The following is a 19,156-nucleotide window of genomic DNA, read 5'->3' on the forward strand; positions in this document are numbered from 1 at the left end:
TAATATGCATTAACCAAACTACTTTAAAATTGTATTCATCTTTACTTTCATTTTATAAATACTCTATTTTTTTATATTTAATTATTACAACCTTTTCCGCAGTATTTAACAATATTAAATATTCCATGTTGCTTTTAAGTGGCTTCTGTGTAGTTGCAACATCATTTCTTGCTGATAGAATCTATAAATTATTTGAACCAATACATTTTTCTTGGTTTTATGAAATAAGTGGTTTTATCTTAATATTTATAATAGGGATTATATTAATGCTGACCTTTTCAGATATATATATTAAAAACAAAAAGCTTAATACACAAATAGAAATGCAGAAAAGTTATTATAGTCTTGTCACTGAAAATATATATAATACACGAAAAATGCGTCATAATCTAAAAAATCATATACTTGTAATAAAAACATTTTTAGAAGGAAATGATTTTGAAAAATTAAAAGAATATATTGAAAATTATGCAAAAGAGCTTCCATCATTTAAAGAAATGATATTTTGTGAAAATGATGCAATTAATGTACTAATAAGTTACTATGTAAATATAGCATATGAAAAAGAAATAACTGTAGATATAAAAAATTTCAATATTCCCAAAAATCTAAATATATCAAATCCTGATTTATGTGTTTTAATAGGAAATTTATTTACAAATGCAATTGAAGCATGTGAAAAAATAAAATCAAAAGATCGTATTATAAAGATAAGTGCCCAAAAATATTCTAATCAGCTTTCCATCACATTTGACAATACCTATGCCATTGAACCGATAGTAGTTGATAATAGTTTTCTTTCTTCAAAAAGAATTAATAAAGAAGGGATTGGAATTCCTTCAATAAAAAAATTAGTTTCTAAGTATAATGGTATTATTAAATTTAATCTAAATAATGAAGATGAATTTTTTGAAGTTTCAATATTGTTTCCAATATATTGAGTTATGTTTTGTAAAAATTATCCGATCAAGAACTTTGTTATTATTTCTAAAAATGATAATAAAATACAAAAAGCATGACAACAATTTAATTATGTTCTCATGCTTTTTCATTTATTTTATATTAATTGCTAGCATTGTACAATCATCTTTCAATTTTCCATAATCAACAAGCTCATCTTGAAGATAGTCATAAATATTAGATTTTATTTGTTCAATTTCATCATCATTTAAAGATTCTTTTATGGATTTTTCTTTTTTTAAAATAATATCAAACCCATGTGTAAATAAAAATACTTTATCACCCTTATTAAAGTATATACTTTTTTCTTCAAACTTACTGTCTTTAAACATTCCTAAAAAAGATCCTTTTAGAATTTCTTCTCTAATATCTTTATGAGCTGGTTTATATAAAAATTTGTTAATTCCGGCACCAACTACTTTTAATTCCTTTTTGGAGAAATCTAAACTAAAAGCACATACTGCAATGTGTGTTTTATCATAATATGTCACAAGTTTTTCATTCAAATTTTCTATTACTTTTTTCAAGTCAAAAGTATGTCCTATCTCCTGCATAAATAATATATCAATTGCAGAAACACTTAACGCTGCATTTATTCCCTTTCCCCTTACATCTGCTATAGCTCCTACAATATGTTCATCATCTATTTTACAAACTCTATAAAAATCTCCACTAATTATATTTGCAGGCACATATATTCTTTCTATATTTATATATTGATTTGATTTAAAATTATTATTTAATGAATTTTTTTGTAATGCAGCCGCTGTCTTTAATTCATTTTTTATTTTTGTATTGTCTCTAAATAACAAATACACAGCAGGCCCTCTATCATATTCCATATATCCTGTGACCATTTGAATATAAATTATATCTCCATTAGATTTCCTATATTCTGAATTGAAAATTTCGCATAACTTTTTATTCTTTATAACATGATAAACTTTTCTTTGAAATGCCTTTAAATATTGAGGAGAGCAATATGACCAAACTTTAGAATTAATAACCTCTTCATAACTTTTGCCAAAAAATTTGCACATAAGATTATTAACTTGTATTATTATTCCATCCTTCACTATTGCAAGAGCATCTGGAAGGTTATTTATAACCTGCTTATACTTATCATTATCTCTTAAAAGTGCTCTGCTTAAAAGCTTTTTTTCAGTAATATCTGTTAATCTTTCTACTACAAATTTCAACTTCCCATTCTTGTCAAAAATAGGATTATAACAAATATCCATTATTTTATCGAGTTCTGGAATATATCTTTCCTGACATATTATTTCTTTTTGATTTACAGCTTGTGCAAATGCACATTCTTTACATGGCTCAGTTCTATCTAAAGCTTCATAACACTTATGTCCTTCTACTTGATCAAGAGTTTTTCTATAAAATTTAGATCCTGCTTCATTAAAAAAACATATTGTATGATCTGGATTATGAACCTTTATTATATCAGGTATTTTATTTAAGATTTCTTCCAAGTCACTTTTTTCTAGTATACAATCTTTTTCATTCATATTTGAAAATTCTCCTCATGTTTATAATAAAAAACAGACATTTTCTAATGAATAGTTCTGTCTGCTTTTTATAATTTCTTAAAATTTTTTAATATATTTCAAAAACTCTATCCAGCCTTGTAAGTTCAAACAACTTTTTAACCTTAACATCCATGTTTCTCAATTTTATATTTCCATTCTTTTCAGCACATTTTTTGTAAATCGATACAAGAACTCCAAGTCCTGTACTATCAATAAATTCACATTCAGTAAAATCAAAGATGAAATTAATAGTTCCTTCCTCTATTAATTTATTAACAGCACTTCTAAATTCTGATACTTCTTCAACTGTAAAATTTTTAGATATACTTAATGTCATACTATTCATTCCCTCACCTCATACCTTTAAATTTTTTGTATTATTTTATATTCTAAATTCAAACAACTTTTTTCATTATTAATGTATTTTCTTTAAATTCAACTTCATCAGCATATGATGAAATTATAAATAATCCTCGTCCACTTTCTGATAAAAAATCACTATTATCAATATCTGTATCTATTTCAAAATCCTTATTATCTCTTCCACAATCTTTTACTTGTATGCATAAATTATTTCCATTCATATCCCATTTAACATTTATAGGTTTTGTTTTATCACTATTATTGCCATGGATAAATGCATTTGTTATAGCTTCTGAAATAATAAGTTTAACTTCGAAAATACTATCTTTCAGCCCTAAAGAGCCAACTATATTATCTAGATTTTCATTTATATTTTCTATGCCATATAAAATCAATTCACCTTTTACATTCTCCATTTCAACCCCTTCTTTCATCACCTTATCACTTTTGTTAAAATAATGAATTTCAATTATTACTTTGTAACAAATTTAAACTTTATTTTCAATTTTAATTATCCCATTTTTTGCAATATTTTTCAATAAGTATTGCATTTTTCTAAAAATATCAGAAATTTTAATATATTATTTTATTTCTATTAATAACATTGTACAGTCATCTTTAAGTTTTCCATTTTCCAAAAATTCATCTTGGAAATATTCTACTACATCATCTTTCAATTTTTTCATGTCTCCATTATCTATATCTTGCTTGACAGAAGGTTTTTCTTCTAACACAAAGTCAAATCCATCTGTAAATAAAATTATTTTATCGCCACTTTTAAAATGAATTGTTTCTTCGTCAAACTCACTATCTTCAAACATTCCTAAAAAAGGTCCTTTTACAATTTTCTCACAAGTATTATCATGTACAGGTTTATATAAAAATCTATTTATTCCCGCTCCAACAACTTTTAATTGTTTTTTGTTAAAGTTCATGCTGAATACACATACTGCAATATATGTATCTCCATAATATTTTACAAGCTTTTCATTTAGATTTTTTACTATTGTAAGCGGGTCTATACTTTTTCCTATTTCTTGAAGAAACAATATATCAATAGCAGAAGTGCTCAAAGCTGCACTGATACCTTTTCCTTTTACATCTATTACTATTCCTACAATATTCTCATTGTCTATCTTGCATGTTCTAAAAAAATCACCACTTATAATATTAGCAGGCACATATATTCTCTCTATATCTACAAACTTATTGGATTCAATAGCCTTTTGAAGTGAATTCCTTTGAAATAATGCAGCTTTTTTCAACTCTACTTTAACTTCAGTACTATCACGAAATAATATAAACATAGCAGGCCTTCCACCATACTCTAAATAACTAGTGACCATCTGAAGAAATTTTATACTTCCCTTTGAATTTTTATATTCACAATCAAATATATCGCAGACTTTTTTGTTTTTTATTAAATCCTTCATTTTTTTCTTTAACTGAAATTTATATTTTTCTCCGCAATAATCAAAAATATTGGTATTTATTATTTCATCATAACTTTTTCCAATGAAATCACATATTTTATTATTTGCTTGAACTATTATTTCATTTTCAACTATCATAAGTGCATCTGGAAGATCATTAATTATTTTTTTATATTTTCTGTTATCTCTCTCTAATTCTATACTCAGCCTCTTCTTTTCTGTAATATCAGTGAGCCGTTCTAATACAAACTTTAATTTTCCATCATTATTATAAATAGGAGTATAGCAGCAATCCATAATTTTATCTAATTCTGAAATATATTTTTCTTGTTTTATAGCTTTTTTTTCTTCTATAACTCTATCTATAATAAACTGTGTACACTTTTCTTCACTGGTTAATGTATTCTTACAACTTTTATCTTCTTTCATTTCATCAAAAGTTTTTCCATACATTTTTTCTCCAATTTCATTTAAAAAACAGATATTATGATTCAAATCATAAATTTTAATTATATCTGGAATTCTATTCAATATCTGTTTTAAATCATCTTCATCTAACATATTAACATGGCTGTTTATCATGCTTAATATTCCTTTCATATCAAAATTTCAAATAACTTACATATTTCAATACTGTTATTTAAAACTTTATCATTTATATTAATTCTAATTTTTAATGAGTTCTATACAATAATCTTAACATTATTACCATAATATTTACAAATCTTTTATAAATATTATTAAGATAAAGTTCATTAATTATTTATCTACGGATAACTGAAAGTATAGTAACTGTAACAATTATACACAATGCCCCAATCCATTGTATAAAACTGAATCTTACATTTAAGAATATTATTGAAAGAAATGATGCTGATAATGGTTCTATACATCCTAAAATACTTGCTTCATATGGTCTTATATATTTCAAACTCTCCAGATAACAATAAAATGAACTTAAAGTTCCAAATAAAATCACAAAAATAATTGCAGCAACAGATTTAATTTCCCAAATGCCTGTACAATCAAATGGAGGATAAATAAAACTCAATGCAATGCCTCCAATAAGCATTCCCCATCCTACAACACATATTGATCCATATCTCTCTAATAATGAGATTGGCTGCAATGTGTATAGGGCACTGGCAAATGCAGATGCAATTCCCCAAAAAATAGCGAGATAAGAAATTGAAAGATTACTAATACTTCCTTTTGTAATAATCAAAAAAGTTCCCATTAGAGCCATACACATACAAAATACCTGTTTAAAATTGGGTAAAGTTCTATTGCTTATGGATAAATAAATAGTTATTATTATAGGTGCTAAATATTGAAGTATTGTTGCTGTCGCAGCATTACCATGATTTATTGCTGCAAAATATGTATACTGAACTCCAAGCATTCCTAAAACCCCAAACAAAATAAGCCTAAAAGCATCACTTCTTGTTTTCCATATTTTAAATACACTTTTCTCTCCTTTTAATACTCCTATAAGCAAAAGAAGTATTCCAGCAGAAATCATTCTTACAACTACCATCCATTCTGTTGTAAATTGCTCACTTTGAAACAAATATTGAGCTACAGTTCCAGAAACTCCCCAGCATAATGCTGCAAATATAACCAAAAATATTCCCTTTAATCTTAGTGAATTGTTCATAAAATTTCTCCTCTTTAGATATAAAACTTATAATAATTAATATATTTTTCAATATTATAAACATATCAAAATATATTTATAAAAAAATTGGAATGATTACTTATATTAAATCATTCCAATGAAAAATGTGATACTTCTACTTTTCTAATATTTTTTCAATCTCAACAACATACATTGTATGATAATCTTTCTGAGAATAGCATTTATCTATTAAATCAGTTTCAATAAAGCAATCTTCTTTCAATTCTTGTGCATAAAGTTTTTTACATATAAATGTTAACCTTGCTTCATCAAAATATGGAACATTGTCATATTTTTTCACATTCAAACCAGCATTAGATATTTTATCTTCATCTCTTCCTGAGACTCTTCCTAAATATGATAATTCCTTTCTGTACTTTTCAGGAAGAACACATATAGAAAGTCTATCTGATGAATCAATAAATTCTTTTGTATATCTTTGAGGTCTTATAAAAATATATGCAACATTTTTATTCCATAAAACTCCTGCTCCTCCCCATGAAGCTGTCATTGTGTTTGTTTTTCCATCCTTTTCAGCACTGATTAACATCCAGTCTTTTCCTATCATTTTAAACATATTTTCGTTTAATGCTTCACATGTAATTTCTTTCATTGATTAATTCCTCCAAATTTATATATTTTAAAATTCTAATATCATTATACTTAATAATCTATAATTTAACAATTAAGTATGATATTATTTAGTCTTTATATATTCAGAGTCCAAATTTTAAGTTCTGCTTTTCCATAACCTTCTGCAAAAACACTTATTCCATCACTTGATTTTTTGGTGAAAATTCTTCCTGTAAACACTTCCTCACCATCATTTACAAAGATCTCTACTGATGAAGTATCTACAAAAATCTGTAGTTTGAGATTTTGACTGTCATAACTGCACTTTCTTTTAGTCCCGTATTGTTCTGCAAAAGATATTCCTGACCTGCTTCTATCTAAAATAAGTTTTTTATTCTCTATATCATAATAGAATAAGGTTTCTTCTTGTTGACCTTTTCTTAATTTGATTCCAATATTCCTTCCTTTAATATTTTTAAACTCACATTCCACTTCATATATAGTTTCTTTGAATCCTTCTACATCAACTTCCATATTATCAAGAATATATTTTTCAATTCTTTCTGACTTTCTTAATTTTTTAAGCTCTCTTACTGGTTTTTGAATCAATTTATCATTGCATAAACTTATTTCTCTTGGAAGTGTAAGACAATGAGCCCATCCATTTTCATCAGTTGGATAATCTATTTCAGGAAGTCCCATCCATCCAACAAGTACATATCTTCCATCAATGCATTTTGCAGTCTGAGGTGCATAAAAATCAAATCCTCTGTCTAGTTCTTGGAATTCGCCATGATTAAATTCACAGTTATCAAAATCTATTTCATCTCCTAAAAAATATCCTGACTGGAATATATTATTGTATTTATCACCTTCTGGTTTTAATCCTTGAGGACAGAATAATAATGCTGCCTTATCTTCAAATTTTATATAATCCGGACATTCACACATGAAACCTCGCTCTTCAAAGTCAGCCTTTATTTCACTTTTAAAAGTCCAGTTTAATAAATTATCAGATTGATACACTACTATAGTTCCTACATTACCATCTTTTTTTTCTGCACCTATAATACAATAATATTTGTCATTTTCTTTAAATACTTTAGGATCTCTGAAATTATCAGTATAACCTTCTGGCAATTCTTCAATTATAGCTTGTTTCTTTATTATTTTATTATCAGAATCCATTATTGCAAGACATTGGTATGGACGTCTTACCCATTCTTCATTTCTTGTATTTCCAGTATAGAAAAGATATAATTTATCATCATGCACCATTCCCGTCCCAGAAAATGCACCATGGCTTTCAAAATATTCTGTTGGTATTATTCCTACGCCACAGTCTTTCCAGTTAACAAGATCTTTTGATGATACATGATACCAGTGCTTTACTCCATGAACAGGCCCTAATGGAAACCATTGATAGAACAAATGATATTCTCCATTATAATAAGAAAATCCATTTGGATCATTTAATAATCCTGTTGTAGGCTGGATATGAAACTTTTGTCTATATGGACATCCGTCTACCTTTTCTTTTAGTTTTTTCATTTCTTCATCTGTTGCTTCTAATATTGTTCTATATCTTTCTTCTCTAGTCCATTCTCTCATCTTTATTTTCTCCTTATATTACAAATAGAAGGTATTAGAATAATCTAATCCTCCTACTTGTTTATTATTATGCTTCTTTTTTATTCATGAATTTAGCAAGCATTACTGTTGATACCACTGCTACCCCCATTGATATTACCATTCCAATAATGTAATTAACCATTGATTCAGGTCTTATAGATATAATTCCTGGAAGTCCTGCTGCTCCTGGAGCTAATGCAAGAACTTTTGTCAACATGATATATCCACATGAAACTGCTGAACCTATCATTGCTCCATAGAATGGATAACGTAATTTTAAGTTTACACCGAATATAGCTGGTTCAGTTATTCCTAGTAATGCTGATATACCAGATGCTGAAGCTACCCCCTTCATTTTATCATTGTTCTTAAGAACCATTATAACAGCTAAAGCTGCTGCACCTTGAGCAACATTTGACATTGCTGCAACTGGGAATATGAATGATCCTCCTGTATTTACTATGTCAGCTAATAATTGAGTTTCAACTGCTGTAAAACTGTGATGCATTCCTGTAATAACTATTGGTGCATAGAAGAATCCAAATATAGCTCCTCCTATTGGTCCTAATGTATTGATTAATCCTAATAATCCTACTGTTATTGCATTACCTGCCATTCTCATAACAGGTCCAATAGCTATGAATGTTAATAATCCAGTTATAAACACAGTAAATAATGGTGTTAATAAGTTATCTAATACTGAAGGTATTATTTTATGTAATGTCTTTTCTGTCTTAGCTAACACATAAGATGAAGCTAAAACTGGAAGTACAGTTCCTTGATATCCTACTTTAGCAATAGAGAATCCTAATATACTCCAGTATGGCACTGTTCCATCTAAAACAGCTGCTGGATAGCTATATCCATTTAATAAATCACCATGGATCATAAGAGCACCTATACAAGCTCCTAAATATGGGTTACCACCAAAAGTTTTAGTCGCTGAGAACCCTAAAAATATTGGTAAGAATGCAAATCCTGTACTGGCAAATGTATTAATCATTTCAGCTAAATCCTTAAATTGTGGATATGCTTCTATTAATGATTTTCCTTCTATAAATAAACCTTGAGAAGTTAATATGTTGTTTAACCCCATTAAAAGCCCAGCTGCAACAAGTATTGGAAGTACTGGTACGAATACATCTGCTAAAGATTTTATTAGTCTTTGAACTGGATTCAGTTTCTTATCTGCTTCTGCTTTAAGTTCTTCTTTGCTTCCTTCACTTATATTGGCCATCTTCACAAGTTCCTTATAAACTTCATTTACTATTCCAGAACCTAATATGATTTGGAATTGTCCTGAATTTTGGAAGTTACCTTTTACGATAGGCATTTCTTCAATTGCTTTAACATTAACTTTGCTATCATCCTTAAGCACTAATCTTAATCTTGTAGCACAGTGTGCTGCACTTACAATATTTTCTTTTCCACCAATATATTCTAATATTTCAGAACTTATTTGATTGTAATTTTTACTCATTTTTATCTCTCCCTTATATACAAAATAAATCTTGTATATAACTATTTTTATTTTTGTGAAACGTTTCATTTTTGTTGTAAATAAATATTAATACGTTTTCAAACAATAGTCAAGTATTTTTTATAAATTTAAACAAAAAGCTTCTACTCTATATTTAAAGTAGAAACTTTTTTGTTTTTCATATTATTATTTAGTAGTTTTTCCTTTTACAAAACTGATTGGTAAAATTATTTCCTTTTTCACATTTTTCTTTTCAATTATATCTATTAACGTTTTAACTGATTCTTCTGCTATACTTTCAATTGGCTGCCTAATTGTAGAAATATAAAAATCATCTTGTGCAGATGATCTGCTTCCATCAAATCCAATCACTTGAACATCATCTGGAACAGCAATATTTAATTTCTTTAATTTATTAATAAAATTTAAAGCATATTTATCTGTTACTGCAAAAACGCCATCTATATTTATATTATTAACAAAATTTTTCTTAATAAACGTATCCAATAAAATATCAAATTCAATATCTACTCCAAATGATTCACATATATCATAACATATATTATTTTCAATACAATAACTTACAAAACCTTCTTTTCTTTTTCTTGTTGCATTATCTATTTTAGATCCACGGCCTATATATGCTAATTTAGTGCATCCTGCTTCTTTTAATTTACATGCAGCTAGTTTTCCACCTTTAAAATTATCACTTGATATATATGTAATATCATTAGAAAAATATCGGTCTATACTTACAAATGGAATCTTATTTGTAACATATTCATCTATATTGCTATATGTTATTGCAATAATTCCATCCATCTTATTCTGCTTTGCCATAGATATATACTCAATTTCACTCTGTGCGTCTTTTTCAGAATTGCATAATATCATTTTCATTCCGGCTTTTCTGAGATTCTTTTCAATATTATATGCCAATTCACTAAAAAACGGATGCCATATAGTAGGTAAAATTAAAGCTACTGTATTTGTTTTACTCGTTTTCAATCCTCTTGCATAAATATTAGGTTCATAGTTTAATTTTTTTATTGCATTTTCTACTAAAATTTTTGTTGATGGTTTTACTGCTATGTTATTTATAACTTTAGAAACTGTTCCAACAGCTACTCCTGCTTCTTTTGCAACATCCTTAATTGTGACCATACTCACATGCTCCTATATATTTTTTATAAATTTAACATATATTATAACATATGAAACACAACCTATATACAATATTCTTAAATAAATATCAAACCTACTATATAATAATTCAATTTATATATTTTATCTTTATTTTATTATCAATTCTTTTATATAAAGATCCTTATTATCTTTTAAATTAATGAATTCTCCATCTTTTAATAGCAATGGATTTTCTATATCTTCAATATTCATTTGAAGTATCTTAGCCACATCACCATTACTTAATTTAACTTCCTCACCTATATAGAAATTTGATATATGTTCAAGAAAAATTTTTGAATATTGATAATCTAACAGATTAATACTTTTTTCTTTTATTTCCTTAAGAATGTGGAAAACACCTTTGTTTTCTTTTATTTCCTTATTTGAATTTAAAACATCAATTTCATCCGCAATAGCTATTATTTTAGCAAAATAGTGAATCTTTTCACTCTTTAATCCAAATGGATATCCTGAGCCATCACATCTTTCATGATGCATTAAAACTCCACATATAACAGACTTGTCCAAACAAGAAAGAGATTCTATGCATTTATATGCAATTTTCACATGCTCCTTTACTTCTGGATTATCCTTTTCAAGTATTAAATCAGGTTTTTTTTGAAACTCCTCTGCAAGTTTTGTAATTCCAAAATCATGCAACAAAGCTGAATATATAAGTAAATGTACCTTTTCTGGACTGAGTCCTGCCCATTTTCCAATCAATGCACTTATTGCAGCCACATTTACGCCATGTCTATAAATACAGTCATCTCCACTTCCTTGAAATAAAACACTATTTATTACAAGTTCACTGCTTTTAAATTGATTTTGTATTTTCCATGCAAATTCTCTTAAATCTCCAATACTATCCTCACTCATCATATCTATCTTTGAATATAAATCACCTAATTTATCAGATACTTCTTGAAATGCCTGCTCTACTTTTTTTATTTCAGCTTCTTTAGTATTTTTTTCAATCACATCTGTAGATATATGAACCTGTATTTTATCTAAAAAATATGTATTTTTTAATCTATCTATAATTTCTTCATTTACAATACTTCCTTCTTTTAATAGAACTGTACCATTTCTAATTACATCTTTTGCTATTATCATTCCTGATATTAATTCTTGTACACTTACATCAACAATATTTTCTTTCATAACTATTTCCTCCATTTAAAATATAATCGTATTCAATATTTTTCAGACAAAGTTCAAATAAATAAAAAACTATTCTCTAAAGAATAGTTTCTATAACTAATAAGCTATATACAAATTTTACCACATAACTTTGTATATAACAATGTTGAATAAGAAATCATATGTTAATACGATTTCAAGCAACTGGCTAGCATAGATATGTTTCTTTAGCCCCTATAGCTTTGCGTCATTTACTTTCGTAAATCTTGCCTATAAAATTGTTGCTTTTATTATAAAATATTTTCCATATTTTTTCCACACATTTTTGTATTTATTGCATATAGTCTTCTTTATTTCATTCTCAAATTATAAACTTGTAATTAATTAAATTCATTTAACATTGTTTTAAATTCTTCCAATGACTTTTCTGTATTATTCAATGTATTAACTATATCTGAAATTTGTAAAATTAATTCATTATTATTTTTAAAATTATCATGTGTATTTTCAATTTGATTTTCCATATTATATATACTTGATTTTATCTTCTCTAAAACAGAACTGATTTTATCAGACTGCTCTCTTGTTGTTTGAGATAGTTTTCTTATTTCTCTAGCAATTATTTCAAAACCCGCTCCACTTTCATTTGCTTTTGCAGCTTCAATAGATGCATTCAATCCTAATAAATTAGTCTGCTTTGTAATTCCCTTTATATAATTAACAACCTCATCAACTTCAGATACCCTGACAGATGATTCATTTGCTGAAGATTGCAATTGATCAAAATTACCAGCCAAAGAACTATTAACATCTAATATTGTATTGATATTATCACTTAAAGATGTTATGTCTTCTATGATATCTTTAGAAACATCATATAAATTATAAGTAATATTTTTTATTTTATATCTTTGATATCCCATATTAGAAATAGTATTTGCTATTACAAACAATAATTCTGCTGCTGCATTAATCTTTTCCTTTGGAACTATGTTAATTTTTGATATAGCATTTATATAAACATCTTCATCAATATCAAGCTCTCTTGCAATTGATCGTATTTTTTCTTCTGAATATGGCTCTGGCAAAACTTGTCCACCAATTAGAGAACCGATCTGCTTATCTCCAACTAAAATTGGTGCTGCAAAATCCATTAAACCAGCATGACAATAATATATTGATGGTTTCTTCGTTCTATTAGCTTCATTTCCACCATTTAAGTCACATTGATTACATCTTCTTGCACCTTCTTTGCACTTTCTATTTAATTCCATGCAAAATTCTGTTCCATTACTCAAAGTTGTAACAGGTCCATCAAGATCAACTGAAAGTGCGGCCATTCCTGTAGCTTTTGCAAAAGCATCTTGTATTTTTTGTAAAATATTTATATCAATAATAGTGTCCAATTTTATATCCCTACGGTTATCATCCATAATATATTCCCCCATTTTCTCATTTTTTTACAAAATACCATATATCCTTCTTTTTTTATTGTATCATCCATATTAGTAATATTCAACATTATATCATATATATGCCTTTTTATAATTCTATACTAATTTATCGCTACAATTTATTTGAAATTTAATTTTGTAGATTATTATTTAATAATTTTTTTTAAATTATTTCAATATTTATTATTTAGTACCATTTTAGCTGTAAAATCACTTTGATCAACATAAATATCAACATTTAATAAAAGTTCTAAATCTTCTATAGTAAATGCTCTCCCAGATATTGTTCCATTTTTCTTACATTTTGGTGAATCTGATAATTTTAGCTTTTTGCCATTACAAAATACTATAAAATCATCAAAGAAATAATTCGAATCATTTTTCATATGAGTTTTTAATTCTGCATTCCATGTATCTTCACCTATATTCCATGTTGCTGTCCAGTCATTTGACTCATAAGTTCCACCTAACATTTCTACTAGATATCTAAATTTACCTTTATTAGTATAAAGATAAGGAAACCCCTGAAAATCCTGACATGGATCAAGATTATAAATCCAGTAAAAACTATTTTCTTCATCATATAAAAATTTAAAGCTTTCATTTTCTGGTAGAACATTATCATTAATTGATGTAAGGTGTATTGTACTTGCAGGATACTTATACCATAGTGATTCTGGAATATTATAACCTTCATTATTTTCTTTTTTAGCTTTTGATACAAAAAGACGTTCTAATTCTTCATATGCTTCAGTATCTGTCCATCTTTCTTTTTCATTATTAGTAAGATAAATTGATCCAATTTCTGTTTCTTCTGTTTCCCCATTGAAATCATGTGAATAGTATAAATAAATCGAAAAGTAATCATTTGATTTATCAGCATTATTATAATTATATTTTAAATCCATAGCAGCATCTATATCTGAAACGATTTTCCCCGCTTCTTTTAATTGATTATAATTATCTACATGAATATTGATATAGGGAGTTTCATTTATATCAATTTGTAAGCTGCTTTTTTCAGAAATCTCTTTTAATTCATATTCTTTTTCTAAATACACACTTCTAATATAATCATCAGATATGCTTTTATCATAAAAAGCTGTTGTACTAGCATCAATGCCTATATGATAAGTTTTTGCATATACTGAAAATTTATTTCCTTGCTTATTTTCAAATATGTATTCATATATCATATTTTTCTCTTCATCATCTTGATCTTCATAACTTTTAGAATCTACCATTTTATATTCTTTTCCAAAAACATCTTTAACATAATTCTTAACTTCACTTTTAGAATAATAAACTGGTTTTGTTGAACATCCAACCATAACAGTAAATAATATACAACATATGAATATTATCTTTATTTTATTATTTATCAATACCAAATCCTTCAACATATATTTATCTTCCCCTTTTTCAAATTGGATACGATATTCTCACCCCTTATTTTCTTAATAATATACATTTATAACAAAATTACAACAACCAATAATAAAATATTTATTAAAAATAAAAAAACCATAAACCTATTGTTATTACATAAATAAACAGTAAAATTTATAGTTTTCTTATAAATATAAACTTAATATTACAATATTTATTGAATTTTTTAGATATATCAAAGATTTCATCATTCATCTTGAATTATACACTGTTAATATTCCAATATATCTATATTTCCGAAACACCAGTACTAAATTTATTTTTCATAAAACCAATTACAGCTGGTGTTATTGATATAAATATTATTGCCATTATGACAATTGTAAAATTATTTTTAACTATTGGAATATTCCCAAAGAAATATCCAAGACTTGATACAATTAAAACCCAAAGTATGCCGCCTATTGCATTAAATGATATAAAATTTCTATAATGCATTTTCCCTATACCAGCTACAAATGGTGCCAAAGTCCTCACTATTGGAATAAATCTTGCAAAAATTATTGTCTTTCCTCCATATTTCTCATAAAATTTATTTGTTTTATCTAAATGTTCTTGTTTTATGAGTTTTCCATTTCCAATTTTAATCATTTTATTTCCAAATATTCTTCCTATTTCATAATTCACAGTATCCCCTAAAATTGCAGCTGCACATAATACACCCACAAGTATATAAATATTAAACATTCCTATAGCTGCAAATGTTGCTGCTGCAAATATCAATGAATCTCCTGGCAAAAATGGCGTTACTACCAAACCAGTCTCTAAAAATATAATTGAAAATAATATAAGATATGTTTCAAAACCATAATTATTTATTAATGCTCCAAGATAATTGTCAACATGAAAAAATATGTCTATAACATAACTCAATGTATCCACTATACAATCCTCCTCCAGTATTTTCTATTTTTAGTATAACCTACATTTTGCATTTCTGTCCAATCAAATCTTAAAAATTTAATAATTTATACAATATAGAAAAACTGTTATTCTAAATTAGTTTTTTATTAAAAATAAAAACAAATGTATTAACAAATCAGTAATAAAAAATATGATCATGCTAAAAATGGAGATTATGTAATATCTACAAATGAAAAATTAACATATACTATTTTTTGAAAATATACTGAAAGAACCTATAAAAACTTTAATTTTTATAAGTTCTTTTTGTTTAATTCTTTATTTTTTAAATTGAAGCATAAATATAATATCAATTGTTTTTTAACCATGTAATAGCGGAATAAGTATGTATAGCAGCTCCTGTAACAAGAATATCCTCATTAAATACTACCTTTGGATTATGCATAGCTTCTCCATATAAAGGATTTTCCTCTTTGGTGCCAGCACCAAGCATAATATAAACGCTTGGAACTTCATATGAGTATGATGCAAAATCTTCTGAACCCATTCCACCTCCTTCAAATACAACTACAGATTTTTCACCAAGAAGTTCTTTTAAAGAAGTTGTAATTTCTTCAGCTAAATTTTTAGTATTGGCTAATGGCGGTGCTGAAGCTAATTCTATTAATTCTGCTTCTCCTCTAAACATTTTAGCTGTAGATACTACTATATCATTCATTCTCTTGAATATATTTTCTCCTATTTCCTTATCTAAACTTCTTATTGTTCCTTCCATTATAACCTGTTCTGGTATTACATTTGGTGCTTCTCCCCCTACAAATTTCCCTATTGTTATAACTGCAGGTTTAGTAGCAGATATTTCTCTTGAAGTTATCTCTTGTAGTGATAGATATATATGTGCTGCTATATTTATTGGATCTACTCCTAACTCTGGCATAGCTCCATGACATCCTGTTCCCTTTACTATTATTCTAAATCTGTTACACCCTGCTATAGTTATTCCTAAGCCACATAACACCATATTTGAAGGAGTTCCAGAATTAACATGCATTGCCATAGCTGCATCTACATCAGGATTTTTAAGCACTCCTGCTTTTATCATTTTCTTAGAACCTGTAAATCCTTCTTCATCTGGCTGAAACACAAGTTTAACTGTTCCTTTTATTTCTTCTTGATTCTGTTTCAAAAGCTTAGCAGCGCCTAAAAGCATAGTTGTATGCATATCATGTCCACATGCATGCATAGCTCCATTAGTTGATTTAAAATCACATGCTGCTGTTTCAGTTCCTGGAAGTGCATCCATGTCTGCTCTTAATAAAAATGTTTTTCCTGGCTTATTTCCTCTAATCGTAGCAACTATTCCGCTTTCACATATTTCTTCTGGTTCATATCCAAATTCCTTTAATTTATTAATTACATAAGTTTTAGTTTTAGGCAAGACAGCTCCTACTTCAGGATTGCTGTGAATTGTTCTTCTAATATCTATTAATTCCTTTTTAATTACTTTAGCCTGTTCCATAATACCATCCATAAAAACACCTCATTTGTTTATTTTGTTCATAAATTAAATTTATTTTCTCTAAAATATTTATTTAGTATAATATAATATTTTATCATTTAAAAATATTGCATTCTACTTCCATTAAAAAGATATTTTTAATGTTTATATATTTTACCACAAACAATTCTGATATATGTATTTATAATGTAAATTTTACAAATATGTTGTACCATTATTAATTTACTACTTATATTTTTTATAACTTAAACTATCTTTAATAATGTTTTATTAACCAGTATTCCATAAAATAGAACCTAAAACTGTTCAAAATACTAGTAATAAATTATTGATTTTCTCACATTTTATATACACACCACTAATATCCATTTATAACTTTTAATTATAAATATACGAATCATTTCAATTGGACAAAGTATAATAAATACTTATATAATTAGTAAATATAGTCTACGATTTTAATTATAAATATATTAAAATCGTATTTATAATCGTGTTTGAATGAAAGGAGATTTCTAAATGTTTAAAGTTAACAAAGAAAAATGTGTGGAATGTACTCAATGTATACAAGATTGTCCAACTAAAACTATATCACTTGTAGACAATAAAGCTGAAATAAATAATGATGGATGTATGAAATGTGGTCACTGTATTGCAATATGCCCAGTAAATGCAGTATCTACAGATGACTATGATATGAATGAAGTAAAAGAATACGACAAAGAAACATTTACTATAAACTCAGAGAATTATCTAAATGCATTAAAATTTAGAAGAAGTACAAGAAGATTTAAAAATAAAAAAGTAGAAAAAGATATGCTTGTTGAAATCATAGATGCTGGAAGATTTACTCAAACAACTATTAATAGTCAAGATGTATCCTATGTAGTTCTTAATGAAAAAATGAATGAATTTAAAAACTTAGCTTATGAAAGTTTAAAGAGAAAAGGAGAATATATTTTAGCTAATATGACTCCTGAAACAGAATATTTAAAGAAATATGCTCAAATGTGGGTTACTATGTATGATGCATATAAAAATGATCCTATAACAAATGATAGATTATTCTATAATGCACCATCTGCTATTTTTGTAATTTCTAAGACTCCATTAAATGGAGGACTTGTTTCTGCTAATATGGCAAATATGGTTGAAACATTAGGTCTTGGAACTTTCTTTAATGGCTTTGCTGTAATTGCATCTCAAGATAATAAAGATATAATGAACTTCTTAGGCCTTGAAAACAGTACTCACCTTATTTCATGCCTTGCTATTGGATATCCAGATGTTAAATATAAGAGAACTGTTCCAAGAAAAAAAGCTTGCATTGATTGGAAATAACTAACACTTCAAACTCCTCAATCATTATATTTTTCTTATGAAGATAACAAAATAAAAATCATTATTACATAAAATTAAGAAGTCCTTTAAATAAGCATACTATTTAAAAGACTTCTTATTGCCTTTATATTCAAACACTCAATATTACCAAATTAAAATTATGGTTCAAATCTTATCCTATTAACCTAATGCAGTAAACAGAAATATAATATATAGTAATAGTATTATATTAACTGCTATTGAATCTATTCTGAGCCTGAGTCAATATTTTCTATAAAAGATATTCTATTCTTTATATAATCTTAGATTAATTAAAGAATAAACTTTTATAATAAAAATTTTTCAATAGCTTCTGCACAACCATCATGATCATTATCAGATACGATCACATCTGCTAGCTGTTTAATATTTTCATTAGCATTTCCCATAGCAATAGATAACCCTGCTTTTTTTATTGCCTCTATGGATTGTCAACACTTTTTAATACATTTTTTATTCGGTCATATTTGCAAGTCTATACTCAACTGGAGTCATATAG

General features: G+C 26.8%; 17 protein-coding genes and 1 riboswitch. Of the genes, 2 read left to right on the plus strand and 15 right to left on the minus strand.

Annotated features, from left to right (window positions below; all coding sequences use genetic code 11):
- On the plus strand, window positions 1-941 hold a 941-nt coding region (locus Q0F58_RS11190; protein WP_294376416.1), incomplete at its 5' end, for a sensor histidine kinase.
- Window positions 942-1,052: 111 nt separating this feature from the next.
- On the opposite strand, the gene Q0F58_RS11195 is transcribed toward Q0F58_RS11190, so the two are convergent.
- The 14 genes from Q0F58_RS11195 to Q0F58_RS11260 form a co-directional block, all read right to left on the minus strand.
- Window positions 1,053-2,480, minus strand: coding sequence for a SpoIIE family protein phosphatase (locus Q0F58_RS11195; protein WP_294376419.1), 1,428 nt, complete (start codon window positions 2,478-2,480; stop codon window positions 1,053-1,055).
- An 88-nt stretch (window positions 2,481-2,568) separates the two neighbouring features.
- Window positions 2,569-2,838 carry an STAS domain-containing protein gene (locus Q0F58_RS11200; RefSeq protein ID WP_294376462.1) on the minus strand — a complete coding sequence of 90 codons (270 nt, stop codon included), beginning with the start codon at window positions 2,836-2,838 and terminating at the stop codon, window positions 2,569-2,571.
- A gap of 58 nt (window positions 2,839-2,896) precedes the next feature.
- Complete coding sequence (locus Q0F58_RS11205) at window positions 2,897-3,280, minus strand: ATP-binding protein (RefSeq protein ID WP_294376422.1); 384 nt, start codon at window positions 3,278-3,280, stop codon at window positions 2,897-2,899.
- A 165-nt stretch (window positions 3,281-3,445) separates the two neighbouring features.
- Window positions 3,446-4,897: a SpoIIE family protein phosphatase gene (locus Q0F58_RS11210; protein WP_294376427.1), complete on the minus strand. Its 1,452-nt coding sequence runs from the start codon at window positions 4,895-4,897 to the stop codon at window positions 3,446-3,448.
- 163 nt (window positions 4,898-5,060) lie between these two features.
- Window positions 5,061-5,954, minus strand: coding sequence for a DMT family transporter (locus Q0F58_RS11215; protein WP_294376431.1), 894 nt, complete (start codon window positions 5,952-5,954; stop codon window positions 5,061-5,063).
- Between the two features lie 136 nt (window positions 5,955-6,090).
- A complete protein-coding gene (locus Q0F58_RS11220; RefSeq protein WP_294376432.1) occupies window positions 6,091-6,588 on the minus strand; it encodes a flavin reductase family protein in 498 nt (165 codons plus the stop codon).
- A 95-nt stretch (window positions 6,589-6,683) separates the two neighbouring features.
- Window positions 6,684-8,159 (minus strand): sucrose-6-phosphate hydrolase, encoded by a 1,476-nt coding sequence (locus Q0F58_RS11225; protein ID WP_294376434.1) that lies wholly within the window; start codon window positions 8,157-8,159, stop codon window positions 6,684-6,686.
- 67 nt (window positions 8,160-8,226) lie between these two features.
- On the minus strand, window positions 8,227-9,660 hold the full coding sequence (locus Q0F58_RS11230; protein WP_294376436.1) for a sucrose-specific PTS transporter subunit IIBC: 1,434 nt from the start codon (window positions 9,658-9,660) through the stop codon (window positions 8,227-8,229).
- A 186-nt stretch (window positions 9,661-9,846) separates the two neighbouring features.
- Window positions 9,847-10,824: a LacI family DNA-binding transcriptional regulator gene (locus Q0F58_RS11235; RefSeq protein ID WP_294376438.1), complete on the minus strand. Its 978-nt coding sequence runs from the start codon at window positions 10,822-10,824 to the stop codon at window positions 9,847-9,849.
- A gap of 129 nt (window positions 10,825-10,953) precedes the next feature.
- Window positions 10,954-12,012: an HD-GYP domain-containing protein gene (locus Q0F58_RS11240; protein WP_294376443.1), complete on the minus strand. Its 1,059-nt coding sequence runs from the start codon at window positions 12,010-12,012 to the stop codon at window positions 10,954-10,956.
- Between the two features lie 175 nt (window positions 12,013-12,187).
- Window positions 12,188-12,272, minus strand: a riboswitch (cyclic di-GMP riboswitch).
- Between the two features lie 99 nt (window positions 12,273-12,371).
- Window positions 12,372-13,424, minus strand: coding sequence for a PocR ligand-binding domain-containing protein (locus Q0F58_RS11245; protein WP_294376446.1), 1,053 nt, complete (start codon window positions 13,422-13,424; stop codon window positions 12,372-12,374).
- Window positions 13,425-13,618: 194 nt separating this feature from the next.
- Window positions 13,619-14,848, minus strand: coding sequence for a hypothetical protein (locus Q0F58_RS11250; protein ID WP_294376449.1), 1,230 nt, complete (start codon window positions 14,846-14,848; stop codon window positions 13,619-13,621).
- 274 nt (window positions 14,849-15,122) lie between these two features.
- Entirely contained in the window at window positions 15,123-15,776 is a 654-nt protein-coding gene (locus Q0F58_RS11255) for a DedA family protein (RefSeq protein ID WP_294376452.1), read from the minus strand.
- Window positions 15,777-16,107: 331 nt separating this feature from the next.
- Complete coding sequence (locus Q0F58_RS11260) at window positions 16,108-17,289, minus strand: M20 family metallopeptidase (protein ID WP_294376455.1); 1,182 nt, start codon at window positions 17,287-17,289, stop codon at window positions 16,108-16,110.
- A 507-nt stretch (window positions 17,290-17,796) separates the two neighbouring features.
- Between Q0F58_RS11260 and Q0F58_RS11265 the strand changes: the two genes are divergently transcribed.
- Window positions 17,797-18,618: a nitroreductase family protein gene (locus tag Q0F58_RS11265; protein WP_294376458.1), complete on the plus strand. Its 822-nt coding sequence runs from the start codon at window positions 17,797-17,799 to the stop codon at window positions 18,616-18,618.
- A gap of 326 nt (window positions 18,619-18,944) precedes the next feature.
- Here Q0F58_RS11265 and Q0F58_RS11270 read toward each other — a convergent pair whose 3' ends face one another.
- Entirely contained in the window at window positions 18,945-19,082 is a 138-nt protein-coding gene (locus Q0F58_RS11270; protein WP_367118175.1) for an HAD hydrolase family protein, read from the minus strand.
- Window positions 19,083-19,156 lie beyond the last annotated feature (74 nt).

Origin of the sequence: uncultured Clostridium sp. (genome assembly GCF_934754915.1) — a bacterium.
Lineage (GTDB): Bacteria > Bacillota > Clostridia > Clostridiales > Clostridiaceae > Clostridium.

Bases quoted from the DNA above. Each gene is read 5' to 3' on its own strand.
- Q0F58_RS11235 (WP_294376438.1), bottom strand. From the start codon at position 10,824: ATGGTCACAATTAAGGATGTTGCAAAAGAAGCAGGAGTAGCTGTTGGA.
- Q0F58_RS11195 (WP_294376419.1), bottom strand. From the start codon at position 2,480: ATGAATGAAAAAGATTGTATACTAGAAAAAAGTGACTTGGAAGAAATC.
- Q0F58_RS11205 (WP_294376422.1), bottom strand. From the start codon at position 3,280: ATGGAGAATGTAAAAGGTGAATTGATTTTATATGGCATAGAAAATATA.
- Q0F58_RS11225 (WP_294376434.1), bottom strand. From the start codon at position 8,159: ATGAGAGAATGGACTAGAGAAGAAAGATATAGAACAATATTAGAAGCA.
- Q0F58_RS11215 (WP_294376431.1), bottom strand. From the start codon at position 5,954: ATGAACAATTCACTAAGATTAAAGGGAATATTTTTGGTTATATTTGCA.
- Q0F58_RS11230 (WP_294376436.1), bottom strand. From the start codon at position 9,660: ATGAGTAAAAATTACAATCAAATAAGTTCTGAAATATTAGAATATATT.
- Q0F58_RS11260 (WP_294376455.1), bottom strand. From the start codon at position 17,289: ATGGATGGTATTATGGAACAGGCTAAAGTAATTAAAAAGGAATTAATA.
- Q0F58_RS11240 (WP_294376443.1), bottom strand. From the start codon at position 12,012: ATGAAAGAAAATATTGTTGATGTAAGTGTACAAGAATTAATATCAGGA.
- Q0F58_RS11200 (WP_294376462.1), bottom strand. From the start codon at position 2,838: ATGACATTAAGTATATCTAAAAATTTTACAGTTGAAGAAGTATCAGAA.
- Q0F58_RS11265 (WP_294376458.1), top strand. From the start codon at position 17,797: ATGTTTAAAGTTAACAAAGAAAAATGTGTGGAATGTACTCAATGTATA.
- Q0F58_RS11210 (WP_294376427.1), bottom strand. From the start codon at position 4,897: ATGAAAGGAATATTAAGCATGATAAACAGCCATGTTAATATGTTAGAT.
- Q0F58_RS11250 (WP_294376449.1), bottom strand. From the start codon at position 14,848: ATGTTGAAGGATTTGGTATTGATAAATAATAAAATAAAGATAATATTC.
- Q0F58_RS11220 (WP_294376432.1), bottom strand. From the start codon at position 6,588: ATGAAAGAAATTACATGTGAAGCATTAAACGAAAATATGTTTAAAATG.
- Q0F58_RS11245 (WP_294376446.1), bottom strand. From the start codon at position 13,424: ATGGATGATAACCGTAGGGATATAAAATTGGACACTATTATTGATATA.